13 protein-coding genes are annotated in these 11,605 nt (G+C 55.8%); 8 read left to right on the top strand and 5 right to left on the bottom strand.

Translation table 11 applies throughout. The features are described from left to right. Window positions 1–66 precede the first annotated feature (66 nt). Both HFD92_RS10370 and aspA read right to left on the bottom strand, forming a co-directional pair. On the bottom strand, window positions 67–1,362 hold the full coding sequence (locus HFD92_RS10370; protein WP_167428896.1) for an anaerobic C4-dicarboxylate transporter: 1,296 nt from the start codon (window positions 1,360–1,362) through the stop codon (window positions 67–69). Between the two features lie 111 nt (window positions 1,363–1,473). Next, window positions 1,474–2,910, bottom strand: coding sequence for an aspartate ammonia-lyase (gene aspA, locus HFD92_RS10365; RefSeq protein WP_009092504.1), 1,437 nt, complete (start codon window positions 2,908–2,910; stop codon window positions 1,474–1,476). A 327-nt stretch (window positions 2,911–3,237) separates the two neighbouring features. Here aspA and HFD92_RS10360 point away from each other — a divergent pair, with 327 nt between their 5' ends. The 4 genes from HFD92_RS10360 (at window position 3,238) to HFD92_RS10345 (ending at window position 6,587) form a co-directional block, all read left to right on the top strand. Continuing rightward, window positions 3,238–3,699 (top strand): FxsA family protein, encoded by a 462-nt coding sequence (locus tag HFD92_RS10360; RefSeq protein ID WP_181161912.1) that lies wholly within the window; start codon window positions 3,238–3,240, stop codon window positions 3,697–3,699. A gap of 228 nt (window positions 3,700–3,927) precedes the next feature. Continuing rightward, window positions 3,928–4,221, top strand: a complete 294-nt coding sequence (locus HFD92_RS10355) for a co-chaperone GroES (protein WP_009092502.1) — start codon at window positions 3,928–3,930, stop codon at window positions 4,219–4,221. A gap of 48 nt (window positions 4,222–4,269) precedes the next feature. Continuing rightward, entirely contained in the window at window positions 4,270–5,919 is a 1,650-nt protein-coding gene (groL, locus tag HFD92_RS10350) for a chaperonin GroEL (protein ID WP_058957038.1), read from the top strand. Window positions 5,920–6,239: 320 nt separating this feature from the next. Next, window positions 6,240–6,587, top strand: coding sequence for a DUF4156 domain-containing protein (locus tag HFD92_RS10345; protein WP_009092500.1), 348 nt, complete (start codon window positions 6,240–6,242; stop codon window positions 6,585–6,587). Between the two features lie 53 nt (window positions 6,588–6,640). On the opposite strand, the gene epmB is transcribed toward HFD92_RS10345, so the two are convergent. Further along, window positions 6,641–7,669, bottom strand: a complete 1,029-nt coding sequence (gene epmB / locus HFD92_RS10340; RefSeq protein WP_009092497.1) for an EF-P beta-lysylation protein EpmB — start codon at window positions 7,667–7,669, stop codon at window positions 6,641–6,643. 43 nt (window positions 7,670–7,712) lie between these two features. Between epmB and efp the strand changes: the two genes are divergently transcribed. The 3 genes from efp (at window position 7,713) to HFD92_RS10325 (ending at window position 8,698) form a co-directional block, all read left to right on the top strand. After that, on the top strand, window positions 7,713–8,279 hold the full coding sequence (gene efp / locus HFD92_RS10335; protein WP_009092495.1) for an elongation factor P: 567 nt from the start codon (window positions 7,713–7,715) through the stop codon (window positions 8,277–8,279). 51 nt (window positions 8,280–8,330) lie between these two features. Further along, window positions 8,331–8,462, top strand: coding sequence for an entericidin A/B family lipoprotein (locus HFD92_RS10330; RefSeq protein WP_009092493.1), 132 nt, complete (start codon window positions 8,331–8,333; stop codon window positions 8,460–8,462). Window positions 8,463–8,563: 101 nt separating this feature from the next. After that, window positions 8,564–8,698 carry an entericidin A/B family lipoprotein gene (locus HFD92_RS10325; RefSeq protein ID WP_003848302.1) on the top strand — a complete coding sequence of 45 codons (135 nt, stop codon included), beginning with the start codon at window positions 8,564–8,566 and terminating at the stop codon, window positions 8,696–8,698. Window positions 8,699–8,752: 54 nt separating this feature from the next. On the opposite strand, the gene HFD92_RS10320 is transcribed toward HFD92_RS10325, so the two are convergent. After that, window positions 8,753–9,277 (bottom strand): lipocalin family protein, encoded by a 525-nt coding sequence (locus HFD92_RS10320; RefSeq protein ID WP_111208268.1) that lies wholly within the window; start codon window positions 9,275–9,277, stop codon window positions 8,753–8,755. A 135-nt stretch (window positions 9,278–9,412) separates the two neighbouring features. On the opposite strand from HFD92_RS10320, the gene epmA reads away from it, so the two are divergent. Next, window positions 9,413–10,390 (top strand): elongation factor P--(R)-beta-lysine ligase, encoded by a 978-nt coding sequence (gene epmA, locus HFD92_RS10315; protein ID WP_009092488.1) that lies wholly within the window; start codon window positions 9,413–9,415, stop codon window positions 10,388–10,390. Between the two features lie 151 nt (window positions 10,391–10,541). Here epmA and degS read toward each other — a convergent pair whose 3' ends face one another. Continuing rightward, entirely contained in the window at window positions 10,542–11,603 is a 1,062-nt protein-coding gene (gene degS / locus HFD92_RS10310; RefSeq protein ID WP_167428895.1) for an outer membrane-stress sensor serine endopeptidase DegS, read from the bottom strand. Between the last annotated feature and the right edge of the window lie 2 nt (window positions 11,604–11,605).

Below are 11,605 nucleotides of genomic sequence, written 5' to 3'. Positions count from 1 at the left end.
TGTGACTCCTGTGTGATGAAAAGAGCGCCGATGATAGCATGCTCCCTTCATAACACGATGGCACCGCTACAAGAGCAGTCCGCCAAAGATGAAGCCGGAAAGCACCGACAGCGCGATAGCGATAACGCCGGGAATGATAAAGGCGTGGTTGAACACAAACTTACCAATCCGGGTGGAGCCGGTATCGTCCATCTCAACGGCGGCCAGCAGTGTGGGGTAAGTGGGCAGCACAAACAGTGCCGATACCGCCGCAAAGGAAGCAATCGCGGTGAGCGGGGTGACGCCCAGCAGCAGGGCGGCCGGCATCAGTGCCTTGGTGGTCGCCGCCTGTGAGTAGAGCAGCATGGAGGCAAAGAAGAGCACCAGCGCCAGCATCCACGGATAGGTTTTCAGCGTGTCGCCCGCCAGCGTCTGAATCTCTGCCAGATGCGCTTTGACAAAGGTGTCGCCCAGCCAGGCGACACCCATCACACAGATACAGGCACTCATGCCGGACTTAAAGGTGCTGGCGCTGAGGATTTCGCTGGTGTCGAGTTTGCAGGTCAGGCTAATCAGCGTCGCGATGGTCAGCATAAACACCACAATCGCTTCGTTGCGTGGCAGCGGCGGATCGGCGATCAGCCCGGCGCTGGTGGCGGTGGCATAGAGCACCACGGCAATAATGCCCGTCAGAAACAGCAGCACCGAGCGTTTCGCCCCCGGCTTCGGCTGGTAGACGCTGGCACCTCGCAGGGTAACTTCCCTTTTGGCGAGACGCGCCTGATAAACCTCATCATCTTTAAGCTCTTTGCCGAGGAAGTTAGTGACCAGCGCGGCCAGGAAGAGGCCCACCATCGTGGCGGGGATCGCAATCGCCAGCAGCGTGATGTAGCTGACGCCGCGCGGTTCCAGCAGCGTGGCAAAAAAGACCACGGCGGCGGAGATGGGAGAGGCGGTAATCGCGATCTGCGACGCCACCACCGCAATCGACAGCGGACGGGAAGGGCGCACGCCCTGCTCTTTGGCCACTTCCGCGATCACCGGCAGCGTCGAGAAAGCGGTGTGACCGGTGCCTGCCAGCAGCGTCATCAGGTAGGTTACCAGCGGGGCCAGCAGCGTGACGTGGCGCGGATGTCGGCGCAGCAGGCGTTCCGCCAGGCTCACCAGATAGTCCATGCCGCCCGCCACCTGCATCGCCGCGATGGCGGCGATCACCGCCATGATGATCTCTATCACGTCGAACGGGATAGCGCCGGGTGCCATACCAAAGCCCAGCGTCAGGATCAGTACCCCCATCCCGCCGGCGAATCCGATACCAATGCCGCCAAGACGTGCGCCCAGCCAGATCGCCATCAGGACGACAAGCAGCTCAACCACAAACATGAATCACTCCTGCAAAGTTAACCGGTGAACTCCGGGAATGCTGTGTACCAAAAAAAAAGGCACACCATGTTGATCGCGGTGTGCCTTTGGTTAACCCGCGTGGGTTAAACCCTACTGCTCGTTTTCATCGGTGTAGCGTTTTGCTTTATAAACCGGATACATCAGGTTCTGCACCGAGAAGATATCGTCCAGCTCACTCTCCGTCAGCAGGCCGCGCTCCAGCACCACCTCACGCACACTTTTCCCGGTTTCGGCACAGATTTTGCCGACGATGTCGCCGTTGTGGTGGCCGATGTAGGGGTTGAGGTAGGTCACGATGCCAATTGAGTTGAAGACGTAGGCCTCGCACACCGCGCGGTTGGCGGTGATGCCGTTGACGCACTTCTCCAGCAGGTTGTAACAGGCGTTGGTCAGGATGCTGATCGACTCAAACAGCGCCTGGCCAATCACCGGCTCCATGACGTTAAGCTGCAGCTGACCCGCTTCAGAAGCCATGGTCACGGTGGTGTCGTTGCCAATCACCTTGAAGCAGACCTGGTTAACCACTTCCGGTACCACCGGGTTCACTTTGGCCGGCATGATGGAGGAGCCCGCCTGCAGCTCAGGCAGGTTGATTTCATTCAGGCCGGCGCGCGGACCCGAGGAGAGCAGGCGCAGGTCGTTACAGATTTTAGAGAGCTTCACCGCCAGGCGTTTCAGCGACGAGTGAACCATCACATAGGCACCGCAGTCGGAGGTCGCTTCAATCAGATCTTCCGCCGGAATGACCGGCAGGTTGCTGACTTCCGCCAGACGCTGCACGGCCAGATGCTGATAGCCATCCGGCGTGTTAAGACGGGTACCGATGGCGGTCGCGCCAAGGTTAACCTCCAGCAGCAGTTCGGCGGTGCGCAGAATGCTTTTGGTCTCTTCGTTCAGCAGCACGCTGAAGGCGTGAAACTCCTGCCCCAGAGTCATCGGCACCGCATCCTGCAGCTGGGTTCGGCCCATTTTCAGGATGGTCTGGAATTCATCGGCTTTGCGCTGGAAGCCTTCAGACAACTGGCTGATGCCATCAAGCAGTTTCAGCAGCGAACTGTAAACCGCGATGCGGAAACCGGTCGGGTAGGCGTCGTTGGTGGACTGGCACTTGTTTACATGGTCGTTGGGGTTGAGATACTGGTATTCCCCTTTCTGGTGGCCCATCAGCTCAAGACCGATGTTTGCCAGCACCTCATTGGTGTTCATGTTGACCGAGGTCCCGGCGCCGCCCTGATAGACATCCACGGGGAACTGATCCATACAGCGGCCCTTGTTCAGCACTTCGTCGCAGGCCTGAATGATGGTATCGGCAATGTTACGCGGGATGGTCTGCAGCTCTTTGTTAGCCATCGCTGCTGCTTTTTTTACCATCACCATACCGCGGACAAATTCAGGTATGTCACTGATTTTGCTGTTGCTGATATAAAAATTTTCAATCGCACGCAGAGTATGAACGCCATAATAGGCATCCGCCGGAACTTCGCGCATACCTAACAGGTCTTCTTCGATACGAATGTTGTTCGCCATGATAACCTTCTTGTTGTTGCCGCTAACCATCACAAAGGATGTGTTTATTTTGTCGTGGTGTGCCCGTGCCGACATATTATCCGTCTTCATAGAGGCGTGTGCGATCATATTCTGATGCCCGGGAAAAGCACGCATGCAGATCGCTAATGCTGCTGCCGGGTTAACGATATGTGAAGTTGGTTACAAAATTAACCCCGCAGGATAAATTTGACAGGATCGGTTGAAAAGGGCGGCGCGGGTGCCCATCTCTTTTCTTATCCTCCTCAGGATGAACGCTTTCTGCTGACCGGCACGCTGCCGTTCAGCCTCTACTTACAGGAGAGTACGGTGCGCTGGATACCGTTATTAGTCTTTTTTGTTCTGGCCTGGATTGAGATTTCACTGTTCATCCAGGTCGCGCACGTCATGGGCGTGCTGCTGACCATGCTGCTGGTGGTGTTCACCTCCTGCATCGGGGTCTCGTTGGTAAAAAATCAGGGCATGAAAAACTTCATGCTGATGCAGGAGAAGCTGGCGCGTAACGAAAGCCCGGCCACGGAGATGATCAAAAGCGTCTCGCTGATCATCGCCGGTTTCCTGCTGCTGCTGCCGGGCTTCTTTACCGATCTGCTGGGCCTGCTGCTGCTGCTGCCCCCGGTTCAGAAGCATCTCACGCTGAAGCTGATGCCCCATCTGCGCGTCTGGCGCGGGCCGGGAGCCGGACCGGACAGCGGCTACACGATGGACGGCGAGTTTGAGCGTAAAAACAGCGATCGCCTTGAGCATCACGACGATCACCAGGATCGTTAACCGCCATTGTCACCACTGAAAGCGCAACCTCCGGGTTGCGTTTTTTATTTGTGCCGTCGTCTGTTTAAAAAAGCATCACTTATGGCTTCCATAGAAAAAATTTGTTGTTAGCCCCCTTGAAAGCGGGTGGGGATGGCCCTATCTCACAGGTCACGAGGCCGGAAGCCATGCAGCCCGGTGTTCAACCCCAAAACTGAATGATTGGACTTCTCAAAGGAGAGCTATCACATGAAAATTCGTCCATTGCACGATCGCGTCATCGTCAAGCGTAAAGAAGTTGAAGCTAAATCAGCTGGCGGCATCGTGCTGACCGGTTCTGCAGCCGGTAAATCTACCCGTGGTGAAGTTCTGGCTGTCGGCAATGGCCGCATCCTTGAGAGTGGCGACGTTAAGCCGCTGGACGTGAAGGTTGGCGACGTGGTGATCTTCAACGAAGGTTACGGCGCTAAAACCGAAAAGATCGACAACGAAGAAGTGCTGATCATCTCTGAAAGCGACATTCTGGCGATTGTCGAAGCGTAATTTTTTCGCGTAACTCACTGAACGAAACGAATTTAAGGGACAATTGAAATGGCAGCTAAAGACGTAAAATTCGGTAATGACGCTCGCGTAAAAATGCTGCGTGGCGTGAACGTACTGGCAGATGCAGTAAAAGTTACCCTGGGCCCGAAAGGCCGTAACGTGGTTCTGGATAAATCTTTTGGTGCACCGACCATCACTAAAGATGGCGTGTCCGTTGCGCGTGAAATCGAACTGGAAGACAAGTTCGAGAACATGGGCGCGCAGATGGTGAAAGAAGTGGCCTCTAAAGCGAACGACGCTGCAGGCGACGGCACCACCACCGCGACCGTACTGGCGCAGGCTATCATCACCGAAGGTCTGAAAGCCGTTGCCGCGGGTATGAACCCGATGGACCTGAAGCGCGGTATCGACCAGGCCGTTGTGTCTGCCGTTGAGAAACTGAAAGCGCTGTCTGTACCTTGCTCAGACTCTAAAGCGATTGCGCAGGTAGGTACTATCTCTGCTAACTCCGATGAAACCGTGGGCCAGCTGATTGCTCAGGCGATGGAAAAAGTGGGTAAAGAAGGCGTGATCACCGTTGAAGAAGGCACCGGCCTGCAGGACGAGCTGGATGTGGTTGAAGGTATGCAGTTTGATCGCGGCTACCTGTCACCGTACTTCATCAACAAGCCAGAAACCGGTGCGGTTGAACTGGAATCGCCGTTCATCCTGCTGGCTGACAAGAAAATCTCTAACATCCGTGAAATGCTGCCCGTGCTGGAAGCCGTTGCGAAAGCCGGTAAACCTCTGCTGATCATCGCGGAAGATGTTGAAGGTGAAGCCCTGGCAACGCTGGTGGTCAACACCATGCGCGGCATCGTTAAAGTGGCTGCGGTTAAAGCACCAGGCTTCGGCGACCGTCGTAAAGCCATGCTGCAGGATATCGCTATCCTGACCGGCGGTACCGTCATCTCTGAAGAGATCGGTATGGAGCTGGAAAAAGCTGCGCTGGAAGATCTGGGTCAGGCAAAACGTGTTGTGATCAACAAAGACACCACCACCATCATCGACGGTGTGGGTGAAGAGAACACCATTCAGGGCCGTGTTACCCAGATTCGTCAGCAGATCGAAGAAGCGACCTCTGACTACGACAAAGAAAAACTGCAGGAGCGCGTCGCGAAACTGGCAGGCGGCGTAGCCGTTCTGAAAGTGGGCGCAGCCACTGAAGTTGAAATGAAAGAGAAGAAAGCGCGCGTTGAAGATGCGCTGCACGCAACCCGTGCTGCTGTCGAAGAAGGCGTGGTTGCAGGTGGTGGTGTGGCGCTGGTTCGCGTTGCAGCACAGCTGTCAGAGCTGCGTGGTCAGAACGAAGACCAGAACGTCGGTATCAAAGTTGCGCTGCGCGCGATGGAAGCACCACTGCGTCAGATCGTCTCTAACGCCGGTGAAGAGCCTTCTGTTGTGGCGAACAACGTGAAAGCGGGCGACGGTAACTACGGTTACAACGCGCAGACTGAAGAGTACGGCAACATGATCGACTTCGGTATCCTGGACCCAACCAAAGTGACCCGTTCTGCGCTGCAGTACGCGGCCTCTGTTGCGGGTCTGATGATCACTACCGAGTGCATGGTCACTGACCTGCCAAAAGGCGACGCACCTGATTTAGGCGCAGGCGCTGGCGGTATGGGTGGCATGGGCGGTATGGGCGGCATGATGTAATTGCCGTTGACTGCCTGAGTCACAAAAGAACCCCCGACCGGAAACGGCCGGGGGTTTTTCTTTTGGGCAGGAAAATAGTATAAGTAGTGGCGCAATCGTACGTCTTTCCTCCTGATATTTCCCGTTGTCTGCACGCTGTCTGCAGTTGTCCGGCTGAATTCACTGATGTTCAGTTCATTCTTCAGGCAGGCAGCGTCGCCGAGATGTAACATGAAATATTGAGGGGATATAACGGGATTAAGGCAATGAATGTGCAGAAAAAAGTGCTTTTTTTCTGCTACGCTGCCACCCGACTCTGATGATAATAAATGGGGATTACAATGCGGATTAACCTCTTGCCCGGACTGACGGCTGGCGTGTTATTGCTGGCGGGCTGCAGCAGCTCTACGCAACTCTCTTCAGCAGGCGAGCGCGTGACGTTTACCGATCAGCAGCCTGCCAGTTCCTGCCAGCTTCTGGGCAACCTTACCGGCTCACAGAGCAACTGGCTGAGCGGTGCAGGCGGCGAAACCAGCGCACTGCGCGGTGCAGCCAATGACCTGCGCAATCGCGCCGCGGAGATGGGCGGCAACGTGATTTATGGTGCCACCAGCCCGACACAGAATCTGCTGTCTGCGTTTGCGCCTCTGGACAGCAAAATGACCGGTCAGGTCTACAAGTGCCCATAATGTGGCATGGGTAGTACAGCGAATCTCAGCGGCCAGCCTTGTGCTGGCCGTTTTTATTCCTGACGCAGCTGTAAATCCAGCGGCGTTTTACTCGGCTCTCCGCCAATTTCCCGCGCCAGTTTCGGCACCAGATAGCCGGAAACCTGTGACAGTAACGCCCGCACCAGCTGGCGCGCCTCATCGTCAGACACAAAGAAATGTGCGGCACCCTGCACCTTATCCAGCACATGCAGATAGTAGGGCAGAATGCCCGCATCAAACAGGGCATTGCTCAGGGTGGCCAGCGTCTGCGCATTATCGTTCACGCCCCGTAGCAGCACACTCTGATTCAGCAGGGTGACACCGGCCCGCTTCAGGCTGCTCATCGCCTCACGCAGCGCATCATCAATCTCCTGCGCATGGTTGATGTGCGTCACCATTACCACCTGCAGGCGGGTCGCGCGAAGCATCTCACAGAGCTGATCGGTAATGCGTGCCGGAATCACTACCGGTAAACGACTGTGGATGCGCAACCGCTTCAGGTGCGGGATCTTTTCCAGCGCGGCAATCAGCCACGCGAGTTCATGATCTTTCGCCATTAATGGATCGCCGCCGGAGAAGATAATCTCATCCAGTTCCGGATGATCGGCGATATAGTCCAGCGCCGCCTGCCAGCTTCGCTTATTACCGGGATTATCCTGATAGGGGAAGTGACGGCGGAAGCAGTAGCGGCAGTTGACCGCACAGCCGCCTTTGACCAGCAATAACGCCCGGTTGCGGTATTTATGCAGCAGTCCGGGCACCGCGTTACTTTGTTCATCGAGCGGATCGGTGCTATAACCAGGCGTATCGATGAATTCCTGACGCTGCGTCAGAACCTGAAGCAGCAACGGGTCGTGCGCATCGCCTTTTTTCATCCGGCTGATGAAGGCATGCGGAACGCGCAGAGCGAAAAGCCGCCGCGCATCCGCGCCAGCGGCCAGCTCAGGATGCTGTTCCAGGGCTAAAATACGCAGTAATTCATCAGGTTCAGTGACAACATCAGCAAGTTGCTGCAACCAATCTTCTCTGGAAGGTATTTTTAGGGTTACAATGTGTGCCATTTTTTTGGCTTAGTACCAGTATCAATTTTCGTAGAGGGCCTTCATGGCGACTTATTCTAGCAACGATTTCCGTCCCGGTCTTAAAATCATGTTCGAAGGCGAGCCGTATGCCATCGAATCCAGTGAGTTCGTTAAACCGGGTAAAGGTCAGGCATTCGCACGCGTTAAAATGCGTCGCCTGCTGACGGGTTCTCGCGTTGAGAAAACTTTCAAATCCACCGACTCCGCCGAAGGCGCAGACGTAATGGATACCAACCTGAGCTACCTGTACAACGACGGTGAGTTCTACCACTTCATGCACCAGGAAAGCTTTGAGCAGTTCCCGGTTGAAGAGAAGACTGTGGGCGAAGCAGCGAAATGGCTGCAGGACAACGCAGAATGTATCGTTACGCTGTGGAACGGTCGTCCTATCGCTGTTCAGCCGCCGAACTTTATCGAAGCTGAAATCGTGGAAACCGATCCAGGCCTGAAAGGTGACACTGCCGGTACCGGCGGTAAACCTGCCAAGCTCTCTACCGGCGCGGTTGTAAAAGTGCCACTGTTCGTTCAGGAAGGCGAAGTGGTGAAAGTTGACACCCGCTCTGGCGAATACGTGTCACGCGTGAAGTAAGATTCGCAGGCGCATCTCCGGATGCGCCTTTTTCTTGTCTGAGAGAAAAAAATGAAAAAGCTGGCAAAATTAATCGCATTCGCGTTGCTGGTCTCCTCTGCATTAAGTGCCTGCAACACATTCCACGGTTTTGGCGAAGATGTCTCCCACTTAGGTGGTGCCATTTCGCGTGCGGCAAAATGACCTTAACGGCTTCTCCTTTTTAAAGTTCCGCGGCAGCATCCGCCGGAAATCCGGCTATGCTTAAAGCGCTGTACTTTACATCCATCAAAAAGGACATTGTCATGTTAAAGAAAAGTATTGCCGCGATCTTCTCTGTACTGGTGCTCTCTTCACTGCTGACGGCTTGCAACACTACGCGTGGCGTGGGTGAAGACGTCGAAGCGGGTGGCCAGGCGATTCAGAACAGCACGAAGTAACCTGTTATTACAGCCGGTACGAAAACGGTTTTGTACCGGCTTATTCCCTCTGCACTATTTCTGTTTCACCCAGATTAACTCATCAACCGGGAAGCCATCACGGCGCGCCTGATCAACCAGTTTCTCTTTGACGCCCGGCTCCAGCTGCGGTGTGCGCGACAGTATCCACAGGTAGTGGCGATTCGGGCCACACACCAGAGCATAGCGGTAGTCGGGATCCAGGGCGATAACGTTGTAGCCGCCGTAGAAGGGGCCAAAGAACGAGACTTTCAGGGCGGCGCGCTGCGGCTCACCGGTGAAGTAGGCCTTACCGACGCTCTCCTGCCAGCGCTGTTTTTTCACGTTATAGCCACGATTGATCACTTTCAGGCCGCCATCTTCACGCGGGCTGTAGTTAGCCGTGACCTGCTCCAGACCGCGTTCAAACGGATGATTGAGGCGGGCAATCTCATACCACTGACCGAGATAGCGCTGGCTGTCAAAGTTCTCAACAACCGTGACGTTTTTAGGTGGCGTGGTGCTACAGGCAACGGAGAGAAAAGCGCTGAGGCTGGCGACAAGGGTTTTCCATAAAGACATAGCGGGATTCCTTTGTGATTTAACTGCTTAAGTATAGAAGCCGAAGCGCTGTTTTTGGCATCGCCGGCATGAGATTGTTTGCCGCAGGCATTGCAGGTAGACTTCCACCCCTTATTTGTATCAGGAGTCATCACCATGAGCGAAACGGCAAGCTGGCAACCAAGCGCATCCATCGCCAATTTGTTAAAACGCGCCGCGATTTTAGCGGAAGTGCGTCGTTTCTTTGCCGATCGTGGCGTACTGGAAGTGGATACGCCAGCGATGAGCCAGGCCACTATTACCGATATCCATCTGGTGCCTTTCCAGACGCGTTTTGTCGGGCCTGGTGCGTCGCAGGGGCGCGATCTCTGGCTGATGACCAGCCCGGAATATCATATGAAACGCCTGCTGGCAGCGGGCAGTGGTCCGATCTATCAGATGGGGCGCAGTTTCCGCAATGAAGAGGCGGGACGTCATCATAATCCGGAATTCACCATGCTGGAGTGGTACCGGCCGCACTACGACATGTACCGCCTGATGAATGAGGTGGACGATCTGCTGCAGCAGGTGCTGGAGTGTGACAGCGCAGAGTCGCTCTCCTATCAGCAGGCCTTTATCCGCCACCTGGATCTGGATCCGCTGTCGGCAGATAAAGCGCAGCTGCGTGAAGCGGCAGAGAAGCTGGGCGAAGGCGAGCTGGCGCGTGCAGAAGAGGATCGCGATACGCTGCTGATGCTGCTGTTTATGCTGGGCGTGGAGCCGAAGATTGGCCAGGACAAACCCTGCTTCGTTTATCATTTCCCGGCCAGTCAGGCGGCACTGGCGGAGATCAGCACCGAAGATCACCGCGTAGCTGAACGTTTTGAGGTCTATTACAAAGGCATTGAGCTGGCGAACGGTTTCCGTGAGCTGACCGACAGCCGCGAGCAGCGTCAGCGGTTTGAGCAGGATAACCGTCGCCGTGCGGCGCGCGGTCTGCCGGTCCATCCTATTGATACTTATCTGCTGGATGCGCTGGCGCACGGTATGCCCGCCTGTTCCGGGGTCGCGCTGGGTATCGATCGGCTGATTATGCTGGCGTTAAAAGCAGAGTCACTGAGTGAGGTGATCGCCTTTCCGGTTGATCGCTGCTAGTCCGTGGCTCACAGACGATGACGGAGCAGAGGGGAAGGGGTGGCCCGGATGAAGAGCAAAGCGTCCGAGCCAGGATGGCGAGGCCGACCGCCAGGGATGGCGGCCTTCTTTGCGATCAGCCGGGCCACCCCTGACCGGGCACCTGTTTCAGCTAACCACTGTTATCAGGAAATTCCTGAATGGTGATCGGCAGCGTCAGTTTCTGATCGTTGCGCAGCACCTGCACATCAATCACGGAACCGGGACGAATCTCTGCCACCTGATCCATGGTCTCCTGCGCCGAGATGGCTGGCTTACCGTTTACGCTGAGCAGTACATCGTTGGCCTGAATCCCGGCCTTGTCTGCCGGTCCATCCGGCGTCACCACGCTGACGATAATGCCCTGAACCCGATCCAGATTGCTGCCCTGTCCATGCAGCGGCGGCAGCTCACGACCGGTAATACCGATGTAGCCGCGGATCACCCGACCATCACGAATCAGCTTATCCATGATCTTCGAGGCTAAAACGGTGGGGATGGCGAAACCAATGCCTTCCGGCGTTTCGCCATCGTTACTTTTATCAAAGGTCAGGGTGTTGATGCCCATCAGCTCGCCAAGCGAGTTAATCAGCGCACCACCGGAGTTACCCTGATTGATCGACGCATCGGTCTGCAGGAAGTTCTGGCGGCCTGATGAACTCAGTCCAACCCGGCCCGTGGCGCTGATAATGCCCTGCGTCACCGTCTGCCCCAGGTTATAGGGGTTGCCTATCGCCATCACGACATCACCGATATGCGCCTGGCGATTGGGATTGATCGGGATGACAGGCAGGCCGGAGGCGGTGATCTTCAGCACGGCCAGATCGGTCATGCCGTCGGAACCGACCAGCGTGGCCTCAAAGAAGCGGCCATCCTGCAATGCCACGATAATCTGATCGGCATTATTGATGACGTGCTTGTTGGTCAGGATGTAGCCTTTGGCATTCATAATCACCCCCGAGCCCAGGGTGGTGATGCCACGGTTATTGTTGCCGTGGGCGCTCCGGTTATAAACGTTTACAACGGCAGGCACGGCGCGGCGCACCCCCTGATTGAAGCTGAAGGGCGTTTCGTCGTTGATATCGTCGTGGTTATAGAGGGCGTCGCTGCCCATACGCAGTGCAGGCAGTGCTGCGAGCAGAATACCCGCCACAATCAGGCCCAGCACTACGGCACGCAAAAGTTTAAGAAACATGG

Origin of the sequence: Pantoea sp. EKM101V, assembly GCF_011800325.1 — a bacterium.
In the GTDB taxonomy this organism is placed as follows: Bacteria; Pseudomonadota; Gammaproteobacteria; order Enterobacterales; family Enterobacteriaceae; genus Pantoea; species Pantoea anthophila.
This window is presented reverse-complemented; position numbering and strand designations above follow the sequence as displayed.

What these genes read in the sequence shown, in the direction of transcription:
- HFD92_RS10325 (WP_003848302.1), top strand. Translation starts at nt 8,564, where the DNA reads ATGTTAAAGAAAAGTATTGCCGCGATCTTCTCTGTACTGGTGCTCTCT.
- HFD92_RS10330 (WP_009092493.1), top strand. Translation starts at nt 8,331, where the DNA reads ATGAAAAAGCTGGCAAAATTAATCGCATTCGCGTTGCTGGTCTCCTCT.
- HFD92_RS10370 (WP_167428896.1), bottom strand. Translation starts at nt 1,362, where the DNA reads ATGTTTGTGGTTGAGCTGCTTGTCGTCCTGATGGCGATCTGGCTGGGC.
- groL (WP_058957038.1), top strand. Translation starts at nt 4,270, where the DNA reads ATGGCAGCTAAAGACGTAAAATTCGGTAATGACGCTCGCGTAAAAATG.
- degS (WP_167428895.1), bottom strand. Translation starts at nt 11,603, where the DNA reads ATGTTTCTTAAACTTTTGCGTGCCGTAGTGCTGGGCCTGATTGTGGCG.
- epmA (WP_009092488.1), top strand. Translation starts at nt 9,413, where the DNA reads ATGAGCGAAACGGCAAGCTGGCAACCAAGCGCATCCATCGCCAATTTG.
- HFD92_RS10345 (WP_009092500.1), top strand. Translation starts at nt 6,240, where the DNA reads ATGCGGATTAACCTCTTGCCCGGACTGACGGCTGGCGTGTTATTGCTG.
- epmB (WP_009092497.1), bottom strand. Translation starts at nt 7,669, where the DNA reads ATGGCACACATTGTAACCCTAAAAATACCTTCCAGAGAAGATTGGTTG.
- HFD92_RS10320 (WP_111208268.1), bottom strand. Translation starts at nt 9,277, where the DNA reads ATGTCTTTATGGAAAACCCTTGTCGCCAGCCTCAGCGCTTTTCTCTCC.
- aspA (WP_009092504.1), bottom strand. Translation starts at nt 2,910, where the DNA reads ATGGCGAACAACATTCGTATCGAAGAAGACCTGTTAGGTATGCGCGAA.
- efp (WP_009092495.1), top strand. Translation starts at nt 7,713, where the DNA reads ATGGCGACTTATTCTAGCAACGATTTCCGTCCCGGTCTTAAAATCATG.
- HFD92_RS10355 (WP_009092502.1), top strand. Translation starts at nt 3,928, where the DNA reads ATGAAAATTCGTCCATTGCACGATCGCGTCATCGTCAAGCGTAAAGAA.